This window comes from Brevundimonas sp. (assembly GCF_013823285.1).
Lineage (GTDB): Bacteria > Pseudomonadota > Alphaproteobacteria > Caulobacterales > Caulobacteraceae > Brevundimonas.
Genome location: NZ_PNLV01000041.1, coordinates 1 through 23,921 on the forward strand (window position 1 = coordinate 1; position 23,921 = coordinate 23,921).

The 23,921-nt window shown below is 69.6% G+C and carries 22 protein-coding genes; 17 read left to right on the forward strand and 5 right to left on the reverse strand.

Translation table 11 applies throughout. The features are described from left to right. The 8 genes from C0461_RS07685 to C0461_RS07720 form a co-directional block, all read left to right on the forward strand. A partial coding sequence (locus C0461_RS07685; protein ID WP_292105410.1) for a potassium channel family protein occupies positions 1-645 on the forward strand: 645 nt, incomplete at its 5' end. Between the two features lie 80 nt (positions 646-725). Further along, a complete protein-coding gene (locus C0461_RS07690) occupies positions 726-2,897 on the forward strand; it encodes a prolyl oligopeptidase family serine peptidase (protein WP_292105413.1) in 2,172 nt (723 codons plus the stop codon). 44 nt (positions 2,898-2,941) lie between these two features. Continuing rightward, positions 2,942-5,107, forward strand: coding sequence for a prolyl oligopeptidase family serine peptidase (locus C0461_RS07695; RefSeq protein ID WP_292105415.1), 2,166 nt, complete (start codon positions 2,942-2,944; stop codon positions 5,105-5,107). 205 nt (positions 5,108-5,312) lie between these two features. Continuing rightward, positions 5,313-6,062, forward strand: coding sequence for a DUF1223 domain-containing protein (locus C0461_RS07700; RefSeq protein ID WP_292105418.1), 750 nt, complete (start codon positions 5,313-5,315; stop codon positions 6,060-6,062). A gap of 186 nt (positions 6,063-6,248) precedes the next feature. Then, positions 6,249-6,947: a hypothetical protein gene (locus tag C0461_RS07705; protein ID WP_292105421.1), complete on the forward strand. Its 699-nt coding sequence runs from the start codon at positions 6,249-6,251 to the stop codon at positions 6,945-6,947. Positions 6,948-6,985: 38 nt separating this feature from the next. Further along, positions 6,986-8,695 (forward strand): CHAT domain-containing protein, encoded by a 1,710-nt coding sequence (locus C0461_RS07710; protein ID WP_292105422.1) that lies wholly within the window; start codon positions 6,986-6,988, stop codon positions 8,693-8,695. A 4-nt stretch (positions 8,696-8,699) separates the two neighbouring features. Next, the gene (locus C0461_RS07715) at positions 8,700-11,015 is read left to right on the forward strand and encodes a caspase family protein (RefSeq protein WP_292105424.1); all 2,316 of its coding nucleotides are present in this window, start codon (positions 8,700-8,702) and stop codon (positions 11,013-11,015) included. 31 nt (positions 11,016-11,046) lie between these two features. Next, positions 11,047-11,841 (forward strand): TIGR00730 family Rossman fold protein, encoded by a 795-nt coding sequence (locus C0461_RS07720; protein WP_292105426.1) that lies wholly within the window; start codon positions 11,047-11,049, stop codon positions 11,839-11,841. Here the strand turns inward: C0461_RS07720 and C0461_RS07725 are convergent. Further along, positions 11,832-12,314 carry a GNAT family N-acetyltransferase gene (locus tag C0461_RS07725; protein WP_292105428.1) on the reverse strand — a complete coding sequence of 161 codons (483 nt, stop codon included), beginning with the start codon at positions 12,312-12,314 and terminating at the stop codon, positions 11,832-11,834. The genes C0461_RS07720 and C0461_RS07725 overlap by 10 nt on opposite strands. Positions 12,315-12,318: 4 nt before the next feature. After that, positions 12,319-13,398, reverse strand: a complete 1,080-nt coding sequence (locus tag C0461_RS07730) for an oxidoreductase (protein WP_292105430.1) — start codon at positions 13,396-13,398, stop codon at positions 12,319-12,321. A 68-nt stretch (positions 13,399-13,466) separates the two neighbouring features. Here C0461_RS07730 and C0461_RS07735 point away from each other — a divergent pair, with 68 nt between their 5' ends. Next, a complete protein-coding gene (locus tag C0461_RS07735) occupies positions 13,467-15,041 on the forward strand; it encodes a carboxylesterase family protein (RefSeq protein ID WP_292105432.1) in 1,575 nt (524 codons plus the stop codon). Positions 15,042-15,221: 180 nt separating this feature from the next. On the opposite strand, the gene hslV is transcribed toward C0461_RS07735, so the two are convergent. Beyond that, a complete protein-coding gene (gene hslV, locus C0461_RS07740; RefSeq protein WP_292105433.1) occupies positions 15,222-15,782 on the reverse strand; it encodes an ATP-dependent protease subunit HslV in 561 nt (186 codons plus the stop codon). A 118-nt stretch (positions 15,783-15,900) separates the two neighbouring features. Between hslV and C0461_RS07745 the strand changes: the two genes are divergently transcribed. Both C0461_RS07745 and moeB read left to right on the forward strand, forming a co-directional pair. Beyond that, positions 15,901-16,314 carry a BLUF domain-containing protein gene (locus C0461_RS07745; protein ID WP_292105434.1) on the forward strand — a complete coding sequence of 138 codons (414 nt, stop codon included), beginning with the start codon at positions 15,901-15,903 and terminating at the stop codon, positions 16,312-16,314. A gap of 45 nt (positions 16,315-16,359) precedes the next feature. After that, complete coding sequence (moeB, locus tag C0461_RS07750; protein ID WP_292105435.1) at positions 16,360-17,127, forward strand: molybdopterin-synthase adenylyltransferase MoeB; 768 nt, start codon at positions 16,360-16,362, stop codon at positions 17,125-17,127. Here the strand turns inward: moeB and C0461_RS07755 are convergent. After that, positions 17,094-19,169, reverse strand: a complete 2,076-nt coding sequence (locus C0461_RS07755) for an alpha/beta fold hydrolase (RefSeq protein ID WP_292105437.1) — start codon at positions 19,167-19,169, stop codon at positions 17,094-17,096. The two genes, moeB and C0461_RS07755, sit on opposite strands and share 34 nt — an antisense overlap. A 294-nt stretch (positions 19,170-19,463) precedes the next feature. Between C0461_RS07755 and C0461_RS07760 the strand changes: the two genes are divergently transcribed. The 3 genes from C0461_RS07760 to C0461_RS07770 are packed head-to-tail and all read left to right on the forward strand — an operon-like array spanning position 19,464 to position 20,865. Next, complete coding sequence (locus C0461_RS07760; RefSeq protein WP_292105439.1) at positions 19,464-20,177, forward strand: CPBP family intramembrane glutamic endopeptidase; 714 nt, start codon at positions 19,464-19,466, stop codon at positions 20,175-20,177. 42 nt (positions 20,178-20,219) lie between these two features. Then, on the forward strand, positions 20,220-20,663 hold the full coding sequence (locus C0461_RS07765; RefSeq protein WP_292105440.1) for a hypothetical protein: 444 nt from the start codon (positions 20,220-20,222) through the stop codon (positions 20,661-20,663). Beyond that, positions 20,656-20,865 carry a helix-turn-helix transcriptional regulator gene (locus tag C0461_RS07770; protein ID WP_292105441.1) on the forward strand — a complete coding sequence of 70 codons (210 nt, stop codon included), beginning with the start codon at positions 20,656-20,658 and terminating at the stop codon, positions 20,863-20,865. Before C0461_RS07765 ends, C0461_RS07770 begins: the two co-directional genes overlap by 8 nt. 19 nt (positions 20,866-20,884) lie before the next feature. Here the strand turns inward: C0461_RS07770 and C0461_RS07775 are convergent, their stop codons facing one another. Beyond that, positions 20,885-21,871 carry a D-glycerate dehydrogenase gene (locus C0461_RS07775; RefSeq protein WP_292105442.1) on the reverse strand — a complete coding sequence of 329 codons (987 nt, stop codon included), beginning with the start codon at positions 21,869-21,871 and terminating at the stop codon, positions 20,885-20,887. A gap of 67 nt (positions 21,872-21,938) precedes the next feature. On the opposite strand from C0461_RS07775, the gene C0461_RS07780 reads away from it, so the two are divergent. From C0461_RS07780 to C0461_RS07790, 3 genes are all read left to right on the forward strand, one after another. Then, the gene (locus C0461_RS07780; RefSeq protein ID WP_292105444.1) at positions 21,939-22,502 is read left to right on the forward strand and encodes an SH3 domain-containing protein; all 564 of its coding nucleotides are present in this window, start codon (positions 21,939-21,941) and stop codon (positions 22,500-22,502) included. Between the two features lie 102 nt (positions 22,503-22,604). Next, positions 22,605-23,147 carry a 3-hydroxyacyl-[acyl-carrier-protein] dehydratase FabA gene (gene fabA / locus C0461_RS07785; RefSeq protein WP_292105445.1) on the forward strand — a complete coding sequence of 181 codons (543 nt, stop codon included), beginning with the start codon at positions 22,605-22,607 and terminating at the stop codon, positions 23,145-23,147. 53 nt (positions 23,148-23,200) lie between these two features. Further along, positions 23,201-23,921 (forward strand): beta-ketoacyl synthase N-terminal-like domain-containing protein (locus C0461_RS07790; protein ID WP_292105446.1); only part of this gene is annotated, 721 nt, incomplete at its 3' end.

The following is a 23,921-nucleotide window of genomic DNA, read 5'->3' on the forward strand; positions in this document are numbered from 1 at the left end:
CTGAAGAATCAGAGCGGCCTGATCTTCTATCTGATCGACTATGGGATCGCGGCGATCCTGGCCTTCGACCTGATCGCGCGGGCCTCGGCCTATACGGACTGGCGGGACTGGCTGAAGCGGCCCATCGTGTGGGTCGACCTGTTCGTTCTGGCGACCCTGCTGTTCCCGGCCTGGCTCTACAATCTGGGCTTCCTGCGGGTGCTGCGCCTGTGGACCCTGCTCAACAGCGACTTCTTCTGGAAGACGGTGGGCCGCGGCTACAACGACACGCGGGTTCAGGACATCGTCAAGGCGCTGGCGGCGCTGGTGACCTTCGTCTTTGTGGTGGCCGGCTTCGTCTACACGAGCTTCATGGGCCGCTATGAGGGCATCTCGGGCTATGTGGATGCGCTGTATTTCACCATCACCAGCCTGACCACCACCGGCTATGGCGACATCATCCTGCCCGGCACGTGGGGGCGCCTGCTGTCCATCGCGGTGATGCTGGGCGGGGTCGGGCTGTTTTTCCGCCTGATCCAGTCCCTCAATGTGCCGCACAAGGTGTACTTCCCCTGCCCCACCTGCGGGCTTCAGCGGCATGACCCCGACGCGGTGCACTGCAAGGCTTGCGGCGAGACCATCTGCATCCCCGACGAGGGCCGCTGACATTACAGGCCTGTAACTTTCCAACGCCCCGGGCCGCCCATAGGGTCGCGGCCGCTCACCGCCACATCCGGGGAAAATGCATGTTCCATCGTCTGGCCTGTCGGGGCCCTGTCCTCGCCGCGCTCGTTCTCAGCCTTTCAGCGACCCACTCCATGGCCCAGACTTCTGAACCCGCCGAAGCCCCCACCCTCACCGAACAGGCGGCGGCGTCCGATCCCTGGCTGTGGCTGGAGGACATCGAGGGCGAGCGCGCCATGGCATGGGTCGAGGCGCGCAATGAGCATTCGCTGGGCGTGCTGACCGGCGACCCGCGCTATGACGCGCTGCATTCCACGGCGCTTGATCTGGTGCAGGCGCGGGACCGCATTCCCTTCCCCGCCTTCCGGCACTCGGCGGGCGGTCAGCGCACCGTGGACAATTTCTGGCAGGACGCGAGCCACGTGCGCGGCGTCTGGCGCCGGGCGACCCTGGACAGCTACCGCACCGACACGCCCGAGTGGCGGACCATCCTGGACGTGGACGCCCTGGCCTCGGCCGAGAACGCCAACTGGGTCTGGAAGGGCGCCGAGTGCCTGGCCCCCGACGAACGCCTGTGCCTGGTCAGCCTGTCCGACGGCGGCAAGGATGCGGTGGTCATGCGCGAGTTCGACCGCGAGACCGGCCAGTTCATCGAGAACGGCTTCGACCTGCCGGAATCCAAGGGCGCGGCCGGATGGGTCGATGAGAACACCCTGCTGGTCTATCGCGATTTCGGAGACGGCACCCTGACCGATTCCGGCTACGCCATGACCGTGCGCCGCATGACGCGCGGCCAGTCCATCGACGCGGCGCCGGAGGTGTTCCGGGGGCGGCCCGAGGACGTGCTGGTGGCCGGCTACACCCTGCGTGACGCCGACGGCGTGGTGCAGGCCGAGATGGTGGACCGGGCCGTCACCTTCTTCGAGACGGAGAGCTATTTCCTGACCGACGCCGGGGCGGTGCGCATCAACCTGCCCGCCCGCCGCTCGATCCAGGGCCTGCTGGACGGACAGATGATCGTCACCACCGACCAGGACTGGACCGACGGGGCGGGGACCGCCTTCGAGGCCGGCGACCTGATCGCCTTCGACCTGGAGGCGCTGAAGGCCGATCCGCAAGGCTCAGTCGGCGATCTGATCCTGCGGCCGGGGGAGCGGGAATCCGTCGAGGACGTGACCCTGACCCGCAACCGGCTGGTGGTCGCCCTTTTCGAAAACGTGCGAGGGGCGGCCTACGCCTATCACCGCGCCGAAAGCGGCTGGGTCCGCGAGCGCCTGAACCTGCCCGAAAATGCGTCGGTGAGCCTGAGCTCGGCCAGCAGCGAGGACGATCTGCTTTTCGTCACCGTCAGGGGCTATCTGACGCCCGACACCCTGTGGCTGGCCGACACCGCCTCGGGCGCGCTCGAGACGGTCAAGAGCCTGCCGCCCAAGTTCGATGCGGAGGGCATGCATGTTGAGCAGCATCAGGCCCGCTCCGCCGACGGGACCATGGTCCCCTATTTCGTGGTCAGCCGCGACGGGATCGCCACGGATGGCTCGAACCCCACCCTGCTTTACGGCTACGGCGGCTTCCAGGTCTCGCTGCTGCCCAGCTATTCGGCCACGGTGGGCAAGCTGTGGCTGGAGCGCGGCGGAGTCTATGTGGTGGCCAATACCCGGGGCGGCGGCGAGTTCGGCCCCGGCTGGCACCAGGCGGCGCAAGGGGTGAACCGCCAGCGCGCCCATGAGGACTTCCAGGCGGTGGCCGAAGACCTGATCGCGCGCGGCGTCACCAGCCCTCGCCGGCTCGGGGTCATGGGCGGCTCGCAGGGCGGGCTGTTCATGGGCGCCCTGCTGACCCAGCGGCCGGACCTGATCAATGCGGCGATCATCCAGGTGCCCCTGTTCGACATGCTGCGCTTCCACACCCTGCTGGCGGGGGCCTCGTGGATGGGCGAGTACGGCAATCCGGACATCGCCGAGCAGCGCGAATGGATCGCCGCCTATTCGCCCTATCAGGCCCTGTCGGCCGATGCGGACTATCCGGAGGTCTTCATCCACACCTCCACCAAGGACGACCGCGTCCACCCGGGCCACGCCCGAAAGGCTGCGGCGCAGCTTGAAGCGCTGGGCCATGAGGTGCTGTTCTACGAGAACACCGACGGCGGCCACGCGGCCGGCGCCAATCTGCGCGAGACGGCCCGCCGGCTGGCGCTGGAATACACCTATCTGACGCGCCGGCTGATGGACTGACCCGGGCGTTCGGCAAAAACAGAATAAAACGGAGCGTAACGTCCATGAACCGACTGATCCTGTCCGCCGCCGCCTCGGCGCTGTTGCTGGGCGCCTGCGCCACGACCGCCGCCCAGGAGCGGCCGCCGCACCTGCCCGCCGACCTGTCGCCGGGATCGGTGGCCGCCGCCGACGAGTTCATCTGGATGGAAGAGGTTCAGGGTGAGCGCGCCCTGGCGTTCGTGGAGCAGTCCAACGCCCGGGCCCGGCATCGTCTGGAGGGCGACCCCCGGTTCGAGCCGTTCCGCCGCGACGCCTACGCCATCCTGTCGGCCCAGGACCGCATTCCCACGCCCCGCTTCCAGGGCGAGGGCCTGGCCAATTTCTGGCAGGACGACCAGCATCCCAAGGGAATCTGGCGGCGCACGACGCTTGAGTCCTACCGCTCCGGATCCACCCGCTGGGAAACCATTCTGGACATCGACGCCCTGGCCCGCGCCGAGGGCCGCGACTGGGTCTGGAAGGGCGCCCAGTGCCTGGCCCCGGACGAACGCTATTGCCTGGTGAACCTGTCCAACGGGGGCCAGGACGCGGTCGAGGTGCGCGAGTTCGATACGCAGACCGGCCGGTTCGTCGAGGGCGGCTTCCGCCTGCCCGAGGGCAAGCACCGGGTGACCTGGCTGGACGCGGACACCCTGCTGGTGGCCACCGACTTCGGTCAGGGCACCCTGACCGAGAGCGGCTATCCCTACATCGTGCGCGCCCTGTCGCGGGGCCAGTCTCTGGATCAGGCGAGCGAAATCTATCGTGGACAGCAGGGCGACGGCGGCTATGGGGTCAGTCCCTCGGTCTATCGCGGGCCGGGCGGCGCGGTGGAGGCGGTGATCATCACCCGTCCTCTGGACACCTTCCGCTCCGAACGCTGGCAGTATGTGGACGGCCGCACTGTTCAGCTGAACCTGCCCGAGCGCGTATCCATTCACGGCACAATGGGCGATCAGCTGATCTTCACCGCCGAGCAGGACTGGAGCCTGCAGGGCCAGAGCGTGCCCACCGGCGCCCTGGCGGCGGTCAACCTGGCCCAATTGCGCGGCGATCCCCGCGCGGTCGCCAGCGGCGCCTCGCCGGTGATCTTCGAGCCCAATGCGCGCCAGTCGGTCAACGGCGTGGCCATCACCGGCCGCAACGTGGTCGCCAGCGTTCTGGACAATGTCTCCGGCGGCCTGATCCGCTTCTCGTCCGGCGCCGACGGATGGACCGCCCAGCCGCTGCCCACGCCCGCGAACGCGGCCGTCAGCATCACCGACTCCAGCCGCGGCCATGAGAACCTGTTCTATTACGTTCAGGGCTTCCTGACGCCCTCGACCCTGTCCCTCGCCGACGTGGCTTCAGCGCGCTCTGAAACCCTGCGCGAAAGCCCGGTGCGCTTCGACGCCTCGACCCATGTGGTGGAGCAGCATTCGGTCGCCTCCACCGACGGGACCGAGATTCCCTACTTCCTGGTCCGTCCGCGCGATCAGGCGGCTGACGGAACCGCCCCCACCATCCTGTTCGGTTATGGCGGCTTCAACATCCCCATGCTGCCCGGCTATGCGGGCCAGCTTGGCAAGCTGTGGCTGGAGCGCGGCGGCAGCTATGTGGTGGCCAACATCCGCGGCGGCGGCGAGTTCGGCCCCGGCTGGCACCAGGCGGCCCTGCGCGAGAACCGCCAGCGGTCCTTCGACGATTTCGCCGCCGTGGCCCGCGACCTGATCGCGCGCGGCGTCACCAGCCCGCGGCATCTGGGCATCTACGGCCGTTCCAACGGCGGGGTTCTGACCTCGGTGGCCATCACCCAGAACCCGGACCTGTTCAACGCGGCGGTCATCGAAAGCCCGCTGATCGACATGATGCGCTATCCGGACATGCCGGCCGGCGCCTCATGGATCGGCGAGTACGGCGATCCGCGCATCGCCGAGGATGCTGCATTCATCGCGCGCTATTCCGCCTATCAGCAACTGCGGCCCGATGTGGAATATCCGGTGGTCTACATCACCACCAACACCCTGGATGACCGGGTGCATCCCGGTCATGCGCGGAAATTCGCCGCGCGCCTGGAGGCCCAGGGCCACGACCACCTCTATTTCGAGGACACCTCGGGCGGGCACAGCTACGACGCCGATCCGGCCGCCAACGCGCGCCGGTGGGCCCGGCACTATGTCTATTTCGCCCAGCAGCTGATGGACGATTGAGGCCAGAGCCTGATCGGTTGAGGTGGAATCGCTTCGCGATTCCGCCGATGCCGTGAATCAGGCTCTCGCATTGTGCTGGACCGAGATCTGAGCCCGGCCGGACTGCGTCCAACCGAACCGATTTCGGTCCAGGGATCACGCGCTCGGGAACCGGTTCACGCCAAGTTGAGTCCCGTTTTCGAACGCCTGGACTAGGGTGCCCGCCATGAAGGGCATACGGGGTCTGATAACAGCCGGGGCGGCCGCGGTCGTCATGAGCGGCGCGGCGTCGTCCGGCGCGCAAGCGGCCTCGGCCGGGTCGGGATCGCGCGCCTCGACGCCCGTCGAGCCCGTGGTGGTGGAGCTGTTCACCGCCCAGGGCTGCTCCGGCTGTCCCGAGGCCAACGCCCTGCTGGAAGGACTGGCAGGTCGGCCGGGTGTGATCGCCCTGACCTATGCGGTGGACTACTGGGACTATCTGGGCTGGCCCGATACTTTCGCCCAGCCCGCCTTCGCCGAGCGCCAGCGCGCCTATCAGGACCGGCTCCGGCTGCGGGACGTCTACACGCCCCAGGTGATTATCGACGGCAGCCGCCAGTTCTCCGGCGCGCGCGCCGCCGAGATCGAGAGCGTGGTGGAGGAAGAAGCCGGGCGCCTGATCTTTATGCCCGAGGTGGAGTTCCGCGAAGCCGGAGACCGGGTGGGTGTGGGCTCGGGCCGAGCACCCGAGGGCGGGGCCGAGGTGTGGCTGGTCCGCTACCGGTCCGGGCCCCAGATCGTGCAGGTGAGCCAGGGCGAGAACCGGGGGCTTGAGGTCCGCCACGCCAATGTGGTTCGCGAAGTGACGCGTCTGGGCGAATGGCGCGGACGGCCGATCCTGCTGAACCTGCCCGAACCGTCCGAAGACGGTCTGCACATGGCCGTGCTGGTCCAGGCGATGGATGACGGCCGCATTCTGGCGGCCGCAGCCCGCTAGCTTTTCGTCATATTCGATCAGTGTCCCGTGCGGACCCCGCGGCCCAGAACGAGGGCGTGGCGCCCTGTCCGCTGGACCGGAGTCGACCTGAAGTGAAATTTCTGATCGAGTTCCGTTCGGTGAACGGTCGGGAGATCGGGGGATACCGTGGGCGTGGCGTTGAGGACATCCGGATTGCGGCGGCGCATGCTGGTCGCCGGGGCGGCCCTGGGACTGGGGTTGGCGTTGACCCTTGGCGGGGCCCGCGCGGACGATTCCCGTCCCCGGGCCGTGGATCCTTCGTCAGACGTGGCGGAGGCAGCGGCGGTGCATCAGGCGGTGACGGCGGCGCGCGTGGCCGCCTGGGGCCGCAAGGCCGGCGACGCCCAGGCCCTGACCCTTGCCGCGCGGATGCTGGCCGAAATCCCCTTCCGCCATTCCGAGCCGGACCGCGCGCCCGAGGCGCGCGCCGGGGTGCAGGATGACGCCGGCGCCGAACCGTTCACCGTCGCCGGACTGCTGGACGAGGCCGAAACCCTGGCGCGCGGAGATGGTCAGACCCTGGCCGAGATCGAGGCGGTGCGCGCCGCCGCCGCCCGGGGCGTGACGAACTCGCCGTTCGGCCAGGGCCCCGTCCTGACCCGCCGTGACGTCCAGGCCCGCCAGACCTACTGGTTCGAGGCGGACGTGAAGGGGGGCGAGGTGCTGCGAGTGGCGGCCATCGGCGACGGCGACACCGACATCGACATGATCGTGCGCGGCGCCGACGGCGGCGTGCTGTGCGAGGACGGGGCCTATGACCACTTTCCGGTCTGCACCCTGACGCCGGCGGCGGACACGCGGCTGAGGGTCGAAATCATCAACCGCGGCGCGGTGTGGACCCGTGTCCGCATCCTGAGCAACTGACGGGGGACGCAATGGCCGGAGCAAGGATCGGGAGCCTTGTGAGGGCGGCGGCTCTGGCCGCCGTGGTGGTGCTCGGCGCGGCGACGGGGGGATCGGCGCGGATCGACGACACCTACGAGAGCCTGCGCGCCGAAGCCTTCGAGGCGGCCCAGTGGGCCATCGCCTCGGACGCCGCCGACGCCCTGGCCAAGGTGTCCGCCCGCTTCGCCCAGGGCGATGACGCCATCGGCCGGCTGGCGGAGGAGCGCGAGGCCCTGATCACTCGCCGCGACCGGCTGGAGCACGAGATCGAGCGGCTCTACGCCCTGGATGACGAGGCGTCCCGTCAGCGCCGCGAAACGGCCCGGGCCGAGTACGACCAGACCCTGGACCGCCTCAGGGCCGTGGACACCGAGATCGAGACCCGGTTCCCGGCCTATTCGGAGCTGACCAGCCCCCAGGCCCTGACCGTGGTGCAGACCCAGAGGCTTCTGCGCGAGGAGGAAGGGCTGCTGCTCGTGCTGGTGAACCCCGAAGCGGCCTACGTCTGGGCTCTGACGCGGGACCGGGTCGAATGGGCCCGTTCGGAATCCCTGGGCCAGGACGAGATGGCCGCGGCCGTGGCGCGGCTGCGCGCTTCCCTGACCACGGCGGCGGCGCGCGGCCAGCCCTATATCGATCCCTCCCTGCTGCAGGACCAGACCGACACCGCCTTCGACCGGGCCGAGGCCCATCGCATCTACAGCGAGTTGATCGCGCCGGTCGAGGACGTGTTCCGGGGACGATCAACCCTGATCACCGTCACCTCCGGCGACCTGTCCGCGCTGCCGCTGGCGCTGCTGCCGACAGAGGCGCCGCGAGGTCAGGACGACTCCGCCGCCGACCTGGCCGCCACGCCCTGGCTGATCGACCGCTATGCCCTGGCCGCCTTGCCGTCGGTGTCCAGCCTCACGGCCCTGCGCTGTCATCTGGTGTCCGATCCCGCGCTTCGCAGTCCCGGCTGCCCCACGGGGCCGGCCGGTCCAGCCCCGCCGCGGGCGGCGGCTGGAGAGCGCATCGAGCTGGTCGCCTTCGGCGCCCCTGTTCTGGCCGGCCATGCCGTCGGCGCCGCGCGGGGCGCGCCGCCCGCAGGCGAGCTGATGGGCGACGGCCCGCTGGCCGATGTGGAGCGCCTGCGCGCCCTCCCGGCCCTGCCCGGCTCGCGCGCCGAACTGGAGGCGCTGCAGTCCCGCTATCCCCGCAGCCTGGTGCGCATGGGCGAGGCCGCCACCGAGACCGCCGTGCGTCAGACCGACCGCGAAGCCCTGTCCCGCGCCCGCTTCGTGGTCTTCTCCACCCACGGCCTGCTGGCCGGCTCCGATCAGGCCGAGCCGGGCCTGGTGCTGACCCCGCCTGCCGTCGCCACCGCCGAGGACGACGGCTATCTCAGCGCCTCGGAAGCCGCCGAACTTCGCCTCAGCGCCGACTTCGTTGTGCTATCGGCCTGCAATACCGCCGCCTCCGACGGCCAGCCCGGCGGCGAGGGCCTGTCGGGCCTGGCCCGGGCCTTCTTCTACGCCGGGGCGCGGTCGCTGGTGGTGTCCCACTGGGAGGTGTCGGACGCGGCCACCACGGAGCTGATGACCCGCACCTTCGCGGCGCTGGACGATGCCGACATCGGCGAGCGGGCCCGGGCCCTGCGCGAAGGCATGCGGGCGGTGCGCGACAATCCTCGCTGGGCGCACCCGGCCTACTGGGCGCCCTTCACCCTGGTGGGCGAGCCGGGCTGATCCCATGGGCGGGCGCAACGGATTCCTCTCCCGGCGTTTCGCGCGTCTGCTGGTCCTGGTCCTGCTGTTCCTCGGCGCCGCCAAGGGGCTGTCGGCCGGGGCGGAGACGCCGGAGGCTGCGCCGCCGCGCATCCTGGCGGTGCTGGTCGGGGTGTCGGACTATGGCGACGACCCGCTGGGGCTGGGCGACCTGTCGGGCCCCCGCAACGACGTCCTGCTGATGGCCGACGTGCTGATCGAGCGCGGCGCCGACCCGGCCGACCTCGCCGTCCTGACCACCCGGCCGGAGGATGCCCGACATCAGGCGCGCCACGCCGTTCCTGTCACCGCCGCCCCGACCCTGTCCGCCATCCGCGCGGCGCTGGACCACCTGATCGATCAGGCCCGCCCCGGAGACCAGGCGGTGATCCATCTGGCCGGTCACGGCTGGCGCCAGCGCGAAGCCATTCTCGGATCGGAGCTGAGCGGCCTGGACGAGGTCTTCCTGCCGCAGGACTACGCCCTTCAGGGCGACACCTACGACCATGTGCGTCTGGATCCGCTTCAAGGCGTCCTGATCGACAACGAGATCGGCCGCTACATCGACCGGCTGCGCGGCCTGGGCGTGGACGTGGTCTTCGTGGGGGACTTCTGTCACGCCGGCGACGCCACCCGCGGCCGGGCGGACTTCACGCGCACGGGACGACCGGAGTCCCGCCTGGATGTGGAAGCGCTTCCTTCGGACGGCGGCCGCCGCATCGGGTCCTATGCGGCCTTCTTCGCCGCCCCCGCGGGCGATCGGGCCATGCAGGGCCTGGCGCCCATCTGGGCCGACCTGCCCGCCCGCGCGCCCCACGGCCTGCTCAGCGTCTACATGGCCGCCGCCCTGTCGGACCCGACTGCCGCCACCTGGGCCGACGTGGCCGCGCGGGTCCAGGCCAGCCTGATCGAGCATGACGTGCGCGACCGGGCCGTACGGCTGGACGCTCCGGCCCAGTTCGAGGGCGACCTTGATCGTCCCATCCTGGGCCGCGGCGCGGCCGAGACCCCGCCCTGGACCGTGATCAAGCCGGCCCTGCGTGTCATTGACGGCCGCGCCGGCATGGGGGGTCTTCGCCTGAACGCGGGCGCCCTGCACGGCCTGACCGAGAACAGCCTGGTGGCCCTGTCCGAGACCCGCGCCGGGCGTGAGCGGGTGGTGCTGTACGGCCGGGTGTCGGACGTCGAGCCCGCCCGCGCCCGCCTGACGCCCGCCGATGGTCCCGAGGCCTCGGCGGGTGACTGGGCGGACATCAGAACACCGGAAGGCCGCCCCTACACCGACGAACGACTCTGGTCCGTCCGGCTGGTGGAGCGCGGCGCGCCCCTGACCTATCGCGTGGCGGCCGTGCCCTCCAACCCGCAGCGCCATCCGCTCGGCGCCGTCCTGGCCGACATCGCCGGAGATATCGGCGTCGAGCCGGTGGCGTCCCATGAGGACGCGCAGCTTTATCTGCACGAACAGGGCCGGGTCATCATCCTGTCCGAGAGCCCGGACCCAGACGCCGCCGACGCAATCATGGGCGAGCTGGACATGTCCAGCTATCATCGGCTGCGCGGCGATCAGGGCCGAACCTGGCGACGGCAGGCCATTGCGGACGCGGTGCTGCGATCCGCACGGGCGTGGCGGGTGCGGACCTTGCTGGCGGCGCTGGACGGGTCCGCCGCGGGCGTCGGCGCAGGCCTGACCACCGAGCTCTATCTGTGGCGGCCGCAGGATGTGCGGCCCGGTCGCTGCCCCCCCTATCATCCCGGCCACCGGGGCCTGACGGACCGCCCGCCCGCCGACGCCGTGGCGTTCAGCGCCCTGGGCCTGGACCAGGCCCAGCCGCCGGTGCTGCGTCCCTGCGACGTCATCTTCGCCCGCATCGTCAACAGCGGCCAGACCAGCCTGGATGTCACGCCCCTGTCCCTGTCGCCCGACGGGACCATCTGGGCACTGCCGTGGATGGACGGGCGGCCCGCCGTGCGCTTCGAGCCGGGACGCGCGCGCATGACGGCGGTCCAGCTGGACCCCGCCCGGCCGGTCCGTATTCCGCGCGAGGAGATGGCCGTCATCGCGGTCCTGGCGGACACCCGGGGCGGCGCGCCCGCCGGCTTCGCCCGTCTGGCCCAGCCGGGGGTGGGTGACACCGTCGCCCTGGGACCCACGGAGACCACCCGCTCGGGGGATGTCTCCACGCCCCTGCTGGCCCTGTTCGAGGAAGCCCGCTTCGGCGCGACCCGCTCGGCCTCGGTTCCCGCCACGCCGGGTGAGGTCGCCGTGCGCCGCTTCTCCTGGCGTTTGGAGAGCGGAGACTAGCTTCGCGACGGGCGGCTGCTAGGCTTGGGCCATGACTGATCACGACATCCTCGCCTCCCCCGACCGCCCCAACACCGAGCAGATGGACGCGCCCGCCTACCGGCTGGCGGCCCTGGACCAGGACTTCATGCTGGGGGACTCCATGCGCGGGGTCCGCTTCCAGCTGGAGTACGCCAAGGCCGAGGAGCATCTGCGCGCGTGGGGTGTGCGTTCCACCATCGTGGTGTTCGGCAGCGCCCGGTTCGGCGAGAACGGCGGCGGACGCCACGGCCACTGGTACGACCAGGCGCGCCTGTTCGGCCGCATCGCGTCGGAGCGCGGCGGGGCCCTGTGCGAGAACGGCGGGACCCGGGACAACGTCATCGCCACCGGCGGCGGGCCCGGAGTCATGGAGGCGGCCAATCGCGGCGCCATCGAGGCCGGCGCCCCCTCCATCGGCTTCAACATCACCCTGCCCCATGAGCAGGAGCCCAACCGCTGGACCACGCCGGACCTGACGTTTCGCTTCCACTATTTCGCCATGCGCAAGATGCACCTGGCCATGCGGGCCAATGCGCTGGTGGTTTTCCCCGGCGGGTTCGGCACGCTGGACGAACTGTTCGAGCTGCTGACCCTGCGCCAGACCGGCAAGGCGCCGCCCATCCCCATCGTGCTTTTCGACGAGGCCTACTGGCGCGCGGTGATCGGCTTCGACACCCTGGTCGAGCACGGCACCATCTCGCCGAAGGATCTGGAGCTGTTTCGCTACGCCGACGACGCCGAAGGGGTCTGGGCGGCCCTGCTGGAGGGCGGGCTGCGCCCCCATCAGGACATCGCTCAGCCCTGAAAGGTCAGCTCCATCCACACGTCGCAGCGGGCGTAGGCGGTGGGCTGGGCGGCCATGTGGCGGAAGCCGTGGGCCTCATAAAGCCCGATGGCGTTGGTCAGGGACGAGTTGGTCTCGATGTACAGGCGCGGCGCGTTCAGCTCGCGGGCCAGGGCGATGGCCGCAGTCATCAGGCGCTTGCCGACGCCGCGCCCGCGCAGGGTCTCGTCCACCGCCATCTTGGCCAGTTCATAGCCGCCGTCTTTCATGGCGATGAGGGCGCAGCAGCCCACGGGGCGACCGTCGATCTCGGCCATGAGGATATGGCCGCCCTTGTCCAGAACCTGGCCTTGGGGATCGTCCAGCACCAGCCGGTCCTTCGGCTCCACCACGAACAGGCGGCTGATCCAGGCCTCGTTCAGCGCCGTCCAGGCCGCCGTGTGACGGGGGGTGAACGGGACGACGGCGACCTCGAAGATCACGGCGTCGGACATGGACCTAATCCTCCAGAACCACCTCGCGGCGCTCCCGCGCGCTGACCAGACCCGCCTCGATCACCTCCATCACCTCCACGGCCCAATACAGCGGCACGGGCCGCATGTGTTCCGGGATGGAAGGCGAGAAATCGGACCAGACGTCGCGCACCCCGCGATACAGCGCCAGATAGTCGCCCGGCGGGCCCTGGACAATCTCTTCGGCGCGGCGGCCGTCGGCGTCGACGGTGGTCAGGACGCCGGGGCGGGGATCGACGCCCCAGCCGGGGCCGCCGGGAACCGCGCCGGCCTTCAGGGCGTCCTCCTGCGGATCGAGGCCATGCTTGACGAAGCCGCCGGTCTCGCTCTCCACCACGAAGCGCAGCTCACTGGTGGAGGTCATGTCGGCGTGCAGGATGGCGCGGCTGTCGTCCTCGAACCGCATCACCACGTGGAACCAGTCGTCGGCGCCGCCACCGGTGCGCACGGTGGCGATGTCGGCGGTCAGGGCGACCGGGCGGCCCATGACGCGCAGGGCCTGATCCGCCAGGTGGGGCCCCAGATCGTACCAGATGCCGGCGCCCGGTCCCGGCCGCTCGCGCCAGCGGTCGCGCACCTGCGGCCGGAAGCGGCTGAAGTGGCTCTCGAAGCGGGTGATGCGGCCCAGCCGCTTCTGCTGGATCAGCTGCTGGATCGTCAGGAAGTTCGCGTCCCAGGCCCGGTTGTGGAACACGGTGATGAAGCCGCCCTTGTCCTCGCTCAGGGTCTGCAGGGCGCGGGCTTCCTTGAGGGTCACGGTGAAGGGCTTGTCCACCACCACCGCCAGACCCGCTTCGATCGCGCGGCGGACCAGGGGGGCGTGCAGGTCGTTGGGCGTGGCGATGACCATCAGGCCGATGGCGGGGTCGGCCAGCACCGCCTCCACATCGCCGACCACGCGCACATCCGGCAGCTCGGCGTGGACATCTTCCGGGCGGCTGGAGACCACGGTGTGCAGGGTCAGGCCCGGGGTCGCGCGGACCAGGGGCGCGTGGAAGACCCGGCCGGCATAGCCGTAGCCCACGAGAGCAACATTGATCGCGGAGGCGTTGACGGATGCGGCCATGGGGCGAACAGTGGGACCGAAGCGCGGCCGACGCCAGAGCCGCCCGTGAAAGTGACCGAGGAAAGCCCATGACCCTGACCCGACGCGGCCTGACCGGAGCTGGCGCCGCCGCCGCCGCAATGGCGGCCTTTCCCTCCGGTGTTCACGCCCAGGGCGCCCTGCCCGCCGTGCGCACCACGGGCGGCCCCGTGATCGGCCGGAGAGACAGCGACATCTCGGTGTTCAAGGGTTTGCGTTACGGTGATGACACCGGTTACCGACGCTTCCTGGCGCCCCGCCCCCCGCGGCCCTGGACCCGCCCGGCGGAGGCTTTCGATTATGGCGCGGCCTGTCCCCAGCGTGGCGATGAGCCGAACCAGTCGGAGGACTGCCTGTTCCTGAACGTCTGGACCCCGGCCACCGACAGCGCCCGGCGGCCGGTGATGCTGTACATCCACGGCGGGGGCTATTCGACCGGCTCGGGATCCCACCCGCTGTATGACGGGACGCGGCTGGCGCGGCGGGGCGACGTGGTGGTGGTGACGGTGAACCACAGGCTGAACATCTTCGGCTACGGCGCCTTCGCCCGGGTGGCGGGCGAGGGGTTCGAGGACTCCGGCAATCTGGGCCAGCTGGATCTGGTGCTGGCGCTGGAGTGGGTGCGGGACAACATTGCGGCCTTCGGCGGCGATCCGAACCGGGTGATGCTGTTCGGCCAGTCGGGCGGCGGGGCCAAGATCGCGACCCTCATGGCCATGCCCGCCGCCGACGGCCTGTTCCACGCCGCAGCCACCATGAGCGGCCAGCAGGTGACCGCGTGCGGCCCCATGAACGGAACCGCCCGGGGTCTGGCCATGATCGAGGCGGCGGGCCTGACGCCCGCGACGGCCCATGAGCTGAAGACCCTGCCCGTAGACCAGATGCTGGAGGCCTCGGCGGCCCGGGACCCGGTGCAGGGCTATGGGGGGATCAATTTCGCGCCGCTGCTGGATGGGCGCAGCCTGACGCGCCACCCCTTCTATCCCGACGCCCCGGCCCGGTCGGCGCACATCCCCATGATGATCGGCAACACACGCGAAGAGACGCTGGCCTTCATGGGCGGTGATCCGGCCAATGCGGGCCTGACGTGGGAGACCCTGCCGACGCGGCTGACGCCCGACGTCATGCGCATCGACATCGCCCCGGAGATGGTGATCGAGGGCTATCGCCGCATGAAGCCGGACTGGACGCCCGACCAGGTGCTGATCGGCGCCACCACTGCGGGGCGGTCCTGGCGCGCCGCCGTGATCAAGGCGGAGGAGCGCGCCAAACAGGGCAGTCCGGCCTGGGTCTACCAACTTGATTACCCGGGGACCCTGCCCAACGGCCGCTCGGGCGCCTTCCACACCGCCGACATCGCCCTGGTGTTCGACAACGTCACAATCCCGGAATCCCGGGTGAACGGGCCGGGCGCGCAGGATGTGGCGAACGCCATGGCCGACGCCTTCATCGCCCTGGCGCGAAATGGAAACCCCAACCACGCGGGCCTGCCCGCATGGACGCCCTATGGTCTGGAGAACCGCGAGACCATGCTGTTCGACGTGACCAGCCGCATGGCGAATGATCCGCGCGGCGACGAGCGGGCGTTCTTCGCCCGCATTCCATATATCCAGCCCGGGACGTAGGCCCCCTCTCCCGATGGGAGAGGGATGCGCGCAGCGGGATGCGAAGCAGACCGCTCCTTCGCGCGCAGGGTGAGGGTCCGGCGCTGGCCGCGTGACACGCGACCCTCATCCCCCGCGCAAGAACCTTCGCGCTCGCGCGCTCCGGTGCGCGGGACCCCCTTCTCCCATCGGGAGAAGGGATCAGTCCAACGTCTCTACCGTCAGATTGCCGTTGGTGTAGACGCAGATGTCGGCGGCGATGGCCATGGCCTTGCGGGCGATCTGTTCGGCGTCCATGTCGGTGTGGTCGCTGAGGGCGCGGGCCGCGGCGAGGGCGAAATTGCCGCCCGACCCCACCGCCGCCACGCCGTGTTCCGGCTCCAGCACATCGCCCACGCCGGTGACCGTGAAGATGGACGAGGCGTCGGCCACCAGAAGCATGGCCTCCAGCCGCCGCAGATAGCGGTCGGTGCGCCAGTCCTTGGCCAGGTCCACGCAGGCGCGGGCCAGCTGGTCCGGATACTGCTCCAGCTTGGCCTCCAGCCGCTCGATCAGGGTGAAGGCGTCGGCCGTGGCCCCGGCGAAGCCCGCCACCACCCTGCCGCCCGCCAGCACGCGAACCTTGCGCGCGGCGCCCTTGACGATGGTCGGCCCCATGGAGACCTGGCCGTCGCCGGCGATGACCGTGCGGCCGTTCTTCCGCACCGCGATGATGGTGGTGCCGTGCCAGTCGGGAAAGGCGCCCTGGGGCGTGGTGTTCATGCTCATGCCTGTCGAAATGGCGGTTTGGCCCCGTGCGATCAAGCACCCGAGGATTCTGTTAACGATATTCACCTAGCGATTGCGACACAGTTCCAGTTTCAGTGCGTCAGGAGTATCGATGACTCAGCTTTGCCGAGCCATCTATGTCAGTCAGGCCGTGGGCAATGCGGGGTCGAACCTGCTGTCCGTGGCCGAGATCCTGGGGGTGTCGGAGCGCAACAACCGACGCGACAGGCTGACCGGGGTTCTCCTGTCCCATGACGGCTGGTTCCTGCAGGCCCTGGAGGGCGCGCGCATCGACATCGACCGGCTGCTGACCCGCCTGCACAAGGATCCCCGCCACACCGACATCCGCATGCTGGGCTTTGAAACCATCCGGGAACGCACGTTTCCGGAGTGGAGCATGGGACAGATCCTGGTGACCCCGCGCCTCGCGCCGCTGGTGTTGCGTCAGCCCATGGACGCCCTGACGGCGGGTTCGGCCTTCGCCCTTCTGGTGGCGGCGGTGGCGCAGGCCGGCGCACAGGCCTGATCCCGCGCAGGTGATTTCCGCCGCCCGGCGCGCTACATCACCGGCGTGAGCTTTTCCCCCGACGAGGTCGAACGATACGCGCGCCATCTGGTGCTGGCCGAGGTCGGCGGGCCAGGGCAGCAGGCGCTGTCGCGCGCCAGCGTGCTGATCGTCGGCGCTGGCGGCGTGGGGGCGCCGGCGGCGCTGTATCTGGCGGCGGCGGGCGTGGGCGCCATCACCCTGATCGACCACGACGCGGTGGCCCTGTCCAACCTGCAGCGGCAGGTGTTGTTCGCCACATCCGACATCGGACGGTCCAAGGTGGAGGCCGGCGCCGAACGGCTGACCGCCCTCAATCCCCATGTGCGGGTGCAGGCGCTGGAGCAACGGATCACGACGGACAACGCCCGCGATCTGGTCGCCGCCCATGATCTGGTGATCGACGGCACGGATGACTTCGAGACCCGCCTGACGGTCAACGCCGCCTGTGTGGCGGCGGGGCGGCCGCTGGTCAGCGGGGCTCTGGGCCGCTGGGATGGTCAGGTGGGGGTGTTCGCCGGACGGCCCTGCTATCGCTGTCTGGTCAGCGAAATCCCGCCCGACGCCGAGACCTGCGCCCGCGTTGGCGTGGTCGGGGCGCTGGCCGGGGTGATCGGCTCCATCGCCGCGCTGGAAGCCATCAAGCTGATCACCGGCGCGGGCGAGCCCCTGACCGGACGGCTGATGATCTTCGACGGACTGAAGGGATCGGCGCGCACTGTGGCGGTCGGCGCCGATCCGGGCTGTCCGGTCTGTTCAGCTCAGGCGAAGGCGCGCGAGAACAGCGCCACATAGCGCTCCATCAGGCCCTTCTCCACATCGTCCTCCCAGTCGGCGTGGCCGGCGTCGGGCACCTCCACATACTCGACCGGCTTTCCTGCCGCCCGCAGGGCCTCGTTCATCCGCCGCGACTGGTGAACCTGGACGATGCGGTCATTGACGCCGTGCACCAGCAGGACCGGACAGGCGATCTCTGCGGCGCGCAGGCGCGGCGAGGCGGACGCGATGGCCGCAGCGTCCGTACGGGGATCGCCGATCCGGCTGACCCAATAGTTGTAGACGAATCCGTCAGCGCTCTCATCGTCCCGCCTCTCATAGGCCAGGGCCTCGCCCAGATCGCCCAGGCCACAGATGGAGATGGCGGCCTTGTACAGATCCGGTCGCCGCACCGCGCCCATCAGGGCGGCGTAGCCGCCGTAGCTGGTCCCCATGATTCCGACCCGGGCGGCGTCCAGCCCCCGGTCGCGGATGACCCGAGCCAGGGCGTCCTCCACGTCCTCCTGCATGCGGTCGCCCCAGCGCTTCCATCCTTGGCTGGCGAAGCCGAGACCGTAGCCGCCCGAGCCCCGGAACTGCGGCTGGACGACCCACCAGCCCTGGGCGGCCAGGATCTGCGCCTGGCGATCCCAGCCAAGCACGTCCCGGGATTCAGGGCCGCCGTGGACCAGGGCAATGACCGGACCGGGAGCGCCGCCGGGGGGCGCCGTCACGTAGGCTTCAATGGACGCGCCGTCGCGGGTCGCCACCTGAACCGCTTCGGCCGGCCCGAGGCGGCGTGTATCGAGCAGGGTCCGGGCGCCCAGATATTCGAAATGGCGGGCGGTCTTGTCGTAGAGATACCAGCTGCCCGCGTCCCTTGGCCCATTGGCCCTGATGATGAAACGATTGTGCGCGGCGTCGGCGTCGGCCAGCACCACATTGCACTCATTGCCGAAGAAGCCGTTCATGGCGCGGTGGTGCGCGCCCAGATCGGAGTCGACGAAGTCGTACTCAAGCCGCGGCGCATAGAAGGCCGCCGCCATGTAGCGGCCTCGTGCATCCACCAGGCTGCCGGACACATCCACATTCGGGCGGCTGGCCATCGGCGGCCCGTACTCCAGGGTCTCCAGATTCAACTCCCTCACCGCCAGGACATTCTCGCCTTCCAGCCGCGCCGCGACGAGGGCGTGGCCGGAGCGCTCGGCGGCGCCGATCCAGAAGAAATCGGCAAGGGCGACCTGGGCCGTGGGCTGACGCCAGGCCCGGCGCCAGCGTCCCTCCCCATCCGGGCGCACGAAGATGTTGATGAAGGAGCCCCGGGTGCTGATGTCGCGGCGCATGACCGGCACGCCGTTTATGGTGGACCAGTCCAGGGTCAGCTGGCTGCCCCGCTCCACCAGATCGGCGCGGCCGGTGTCCACATTGACCCGATGCAGGGCCATCAGACCGCTGTACTCCCGGGCGGCCATCAGCACATGGTCGGGATCGTCAGGAAGATAGTCGACGATGTAACCAAGGTTCAGGCTCTCACGCAGGCGCACACGCTCGTTGCCGAACATGAGGGCCGTTTCCCCTGTCTCCAGATCCATGGAAACCACGCGCCGGCTCCGAAGTTCATAGGTCCGGTTCGCGATGCCGCGTCCCGTCGGCGTGTTGCCGCCCGCCGTCACGGGGATGACCAGCCTCATCATGACCCGCCGCTCGTTGGCCCACACCAGGGTCTCCACGTCGAAATCGCCCACCGGAACCCGGCGGCGCGGACCGGACGGATCGGCCGCCTCGATCAGGTCCACGGCCATGCGCCGGGCCCCGCCCTCACCGATGTTCAACAGCACGGCCACCCGTTCGCCGGAGGGAGACAGGGCCGCGCCCGCCACCTGGCCGCCCTGGAAGAACTCCGCCAGGGCATGGGGCTGGACGGCGTCTCTGGCCCGGGCGTCGCCTGCCGCGCCCAGCAGGACCGCGCCCGCCGCTCCGGCGCCGCATCCCAGCAGACCCCGGCGGGTGAGGCCCTCGCGCAGGGCCTCTATCCCGGCGTCCCTGAACGGGCCGCGCGGTGCGGTGATGGTGATTGTCATGAAGCCCCCCGGCCCTACGCGCCAGCCACACGCCGACAACCTGAAGTTCAGCCGGGGAACCGCTCCGGTCAACCCGAAAATGGCCCGGCGTCACAACATCGTGGCCGGCCCGGAGACTGCGGCGCGAGCACTCGCCCGAACCGGCCGCCTGCCTGCCTGCCTGCCTGCCTGCGCGAGGCGCCAGCACCTACCCTGAAATGTAACCTTGACGTTACGTTTTCGCTAAACCATGATGTAACTCACAGGTGACATGGAGGGTGCGTCATGACAACAAATTCCTCAAAGCGAACCGGTTTGGCCACTGCGGCGCAGTCAGCCGCCGAGATCATCGCTGCCTTTGGAGGTCTGTTCTTCGCTTCGGCAATCCTGGGCGCGCTGGTCGCGCCCAATGCAGTTGAGTGGCTTCAGACTCCCCTGCTGGCGCTCGCCATGTGGGGGGCGGTGCTCGTGGGGGGGCTCTTTCTCAGATTGCGGCGTTCTTCCTACCGTCAGCTGGGCCTGGCCCGGCCCGCCAGCTGGACGCGCACGCTTGTGCTGGCGGTGATCGCCGCGGTCGGGGCGAATCTCGGAGCCCTGGCGCTGGGCATTGTGATCCAGGCCACAACCGACTGGCCGCCCCTGGACCTGACCTATATTCGCCTTTCCCTTGAAGGCAATACGGCCGCCTATCTGGTCTGGATGGTTCTGGTGGTGTGGGGCAGCGCAGCGGTGGGCGAGGAACTGTTCGCCCGCGGCTTCGTGATGGACCGACTGACGGTTCTGTTCGGCGGGAGCCGCGTTGCGATTGCCGCCGCTGTCCTCGTCCAAGCTCTCCTTTTTGGTCTCCTGCACGCCATACAGGGCCCCACGGGCGTCTTGATCACCGCCTTCGTGGGGGTGGTCCTCGCGATCACCTACTACGCCTCGGGGCGGAATCTGTGGGCGCCGATCATCGCCCATGGTCTGATGGACACCTACGGCCTGACCTTGATCTTCCTCGGCCTGCCCCTGCCGGGCCATTTGAATTGACTGCCGCCGTCCTGATCAGAATCCTGCAGAAGGAGAGCCGACATGCCGTCCCTGAAGAACCCCGCCCGCACACGACGACGGTTGATGCTCAGCCTCGCCCTTGGTCTCGCCATGCTGATGCCCAGCGCGATCCTGCTACAGACCGGCGCCCTCGGCGGAAGTCACACGACGACCCTGTTGATCGTCCTGGCCGTTGGGTTGCTGCTGGCCGCCCCAGGCAGCATAGGCCTGACCGTCCTGCAAGTCCGGGCGCTGCGGGATCCCTCCATGAACCAGGAGCTCAACGACGAGCTCTCGACCCGCAACAGCGTCCGGGCCATGGCAGTGGGCTATGTGACGATCGCGGCGGCGGCCGGCTATGCGCTGCCGCTGAGCGTCTTCGTCGACATGCCCCTCGCACCGGTCCTAACGGGAGTGCTTCTGTCGGGCGTCCTGGCTCATGTTCTGAGCTTCGCGATTTTCGAGCGTCAGGGTGACGATGGCTGAAGGCGAACTCGGCAACCGGCTGAAGGCGCTGCGCAGCGACGCCGGCCTGACCCAGGCCGAGCTCGCCGCCATGGTCGGGGTGTCCCGAAAAACCATCAACACCGTCGAGAACGAGGTCTTCACGCCCTCCACCACCCTGGCGCTGAAGCTGGCCCGCGCGCTCAACGCCCCGGTCGAAACCCTATTCTTTCTCAGGGCGTGAACCCGCCGGGGCCGGCCGCCTAGAGCATCGCGGGAATGACCCGGTCCGGCGGGCGGTGTCCGTTGGCGTAGGTCATGATGTTATGGATCACCCGCTCGCCCATTTCCCGGCGCGTCTCCAGGGTGGCCGAACCCAGATGCGGCAGCAGCACCACGTCGGGGTGGCCCACCAGCCCCGGATGCACCCGGGGCTCGTGTTCGAACACGTCCAGACCCACCCCGGCGATGGCTTTCTCGCGCACCGCCTCGGCCAGGGCCGCCTCGTCGATCAGTTCCCCGCGGGCGGTATTCACCAGAATCACATGGGGCTGCAGCTTCGCCAGCCGCTCGGCCGAGATCAGGTGATGGGTCTCCTTCGTCGCCGGGCAGTTCAGCGAAATCAGGTCCATGCGCCCCAGCATCTGGTCCAGATCGTCCCAGTAGGTGGCGCCCAGTTCGGCCTCGATGGCGGCGCTGACCGGCTTTCTGTTGTGGTAGTGGACCTGAAGCCCGAAAGCCTTCGCCCGGCGGGCCAGGGCCTGGCCGATGCGCCCCATGCCGACGATGCCCAGCCGCTTGCCCCACAGCTTGCGCCCGTTCATCCAGGTGGGCGTCCACCCCGTGAAGCGGCCCTCGGCCATCACCTGCGCTCCCTCCACGACCCGGCGCGACACCGCCAGGATCAGGGTCATGGCCAGGTCGGCGGTGTCCTCGGTCAGGACGCCGGGGGTGTTGGTGACGATGACGCCCCGCGCCGTCGCCGCCTCCACGTCGATGTGATCCACGCCCGCGCCGAAATTGGCGATCATCTTCAGTTGCTCTCCCGCCCCGGCGATCAACTCGGCGTCGATGCGGTCGGTGATGGTGGGCGCCAGAACGTCCGCGCGCTGCATCGCCGCCTGCAGCGCGGCCCGGTCCATGGGCGCGTCGGTCAGGTTCAGTTCGGCGTCGAACAGCTCGCGCATGCGGGTCTCGACGGCGTCGGGCAGCCGTCTGGTTAGCACGACCTTAAGATTGCTGGCGGACATAGACGCTTTCAGGCTGTGACGACGGCGCATCGCGCCGGACGCCGAGGAATGGCCGAGGGATCGGGACGTGTCTAGCAAAGCGTCGGCAAGGATCAAAAGCCTGGGCGCGGTTCTGCTGGCCGCCGGCATGGCGCTGGGGCTCGGCGCCGCCGCCCGGATGCCGGACGGGCGGCCCACGCCGTCGGGCTTCGACGTGCCGCGCTGGGTCTCCATCAAGTCCTCGCCCGCCCGCGCTCGCCGCGGCCCCGGCCTGGATCATCAAATCCTGTGGGAATACCGCGCGGCGGGCCTGCCGGTTCAGGTGGTCGCCGAGACCCGGGACTGGCGCAAGATTTGCGATCCCGAGGGCAATGTGGCCTGGGTCCACCGCACCATCACCTCGGGCCGCCGCACTGCCTTCAACCGCACTGACGGGCCGCTGGATCTGCACCGCAGACCCGATGCGGAGGCCGGGGTGCGCGCGCGGCTGGCGGCGCGGTCCGTGATCACCCTGGACCGATGCGAGGACGGCTGGTGCCGGCTGCAGTCCGGCCGCCTGCACGGCTGGGCGCCGCAAGAGGCCCTGTTCGGAGTTCAGACGCAGGCGCAGTGTGCGGCCTCGACCCCCGCGGGCCGCGCCGCCGGGCGCTGATCTTCGCCCTGCTGAAGGTTGAGCCTCGCCCCTGCGTCGTGTAACCGCCCGATCACAAGCCCTGTCGCCCGCACGGCGCGACAATCCTGACGGAGCCGCCCCGTGACCCAGTCCCCCTATCCCTCGTCCTTCGACCACGACGGCCTTCTGGCCAGCGGCCGTGGCGAGCTGTTCGGGCCGGGCAACGCCCAGCTTCCGGCGCCCCCCATGCTGATGTTCGACCGCATCAACACGGTCACCATGGACGGCGGTGATCACGGCAAGGGCTATATCGAGGCCGAACTCGACATCCATCCGGACCTCTGGTTCTTCCAGTGCCACTTCATCGGCGATCCGGTCATGCCCGGCTGCCTCGGCCTGGACGCCATGTGGCAGCTGGTGGGCTTCTTCCTGGGCTGGACCGGCGCGCCGGGCCGGGGCCGTGCGCTGGGCGTCGGCGAGGTGAAGTTCACCGGCCAGGTGACGCCTGACATCAAGCGTGTGGTCTACAAGGTGCATCTGAAGCGCGTCATTAACCGGCGTCTGGTCATGGGCATCGCGGACGGCGTGCTGGAAGCGGACGGCGTGCCTATCTATACGGCCAGCGACATGCGTGTGGGCCTGTTCGGAGCCCAGGCCCCGGCCACGCCGGAAACCGCCGGCTGAGTTGCGGATTAACTTTCAACGACCGGAAACCGGCGACTAGGGCGAGGAACAATATGCGGCGTGTGGTGATCACGGGTCTGGGGATCGTCTCCTCCATCGGCAAGGACGCCGCGGAGGTGACCAAATCCCTGCGCGAGGCTCATTCGGGCGTCGTCGCCGCGCCTGAGTACGCCGAGCTGGGATTCCGCTCCCAGGTCCACGCCCCGCCGAAGATCGAGGACTGGACCGGTCTGGTGGATCGCCGCGCCGCCCGTTTCCTGGCCCCCGGCACCGCCTGGGCCCACATCGCCTTTGAACAGGCCCTGGCCGACTGCGGCATGACGGCCGAGGAGATCCGCCACGAGCGCATCGGCCTGATCGTGGGCGACGGCGGCCCGTCCACCCGCACCATCGTCGAGGCGGCCGAGACCACGAAGACGCGCGGTCCCAAGCGCATCGGCCCGTTCGCGGTGCCCAAGGCCATGTCGTCGGGCCCGTCGGCGGTTCTGGCCACCTGGTTCCAGATCAAGGGCATCAACTATTCGATCAGTTCGGCCTGCGCGACCTCGGTGCACTGCATCGGCGCGGCCGCCGAACAGATCGCCTGGGGCAAGCAGGACGTGGTCTTCGCCGGCGGCTGCGAGGAGATCGACTGGACCCTGTCGAACCTGTTCGACGCCATGGGCGCCATGTCCTCCAACTTCAACGAAACGCCCGCTGTGGCCAGCCGCGCCTATGACAAGGACCGCGACGGCTTCGTCATCGCCGGCGGCGCGGGCATCGTGGTGGTCGAGG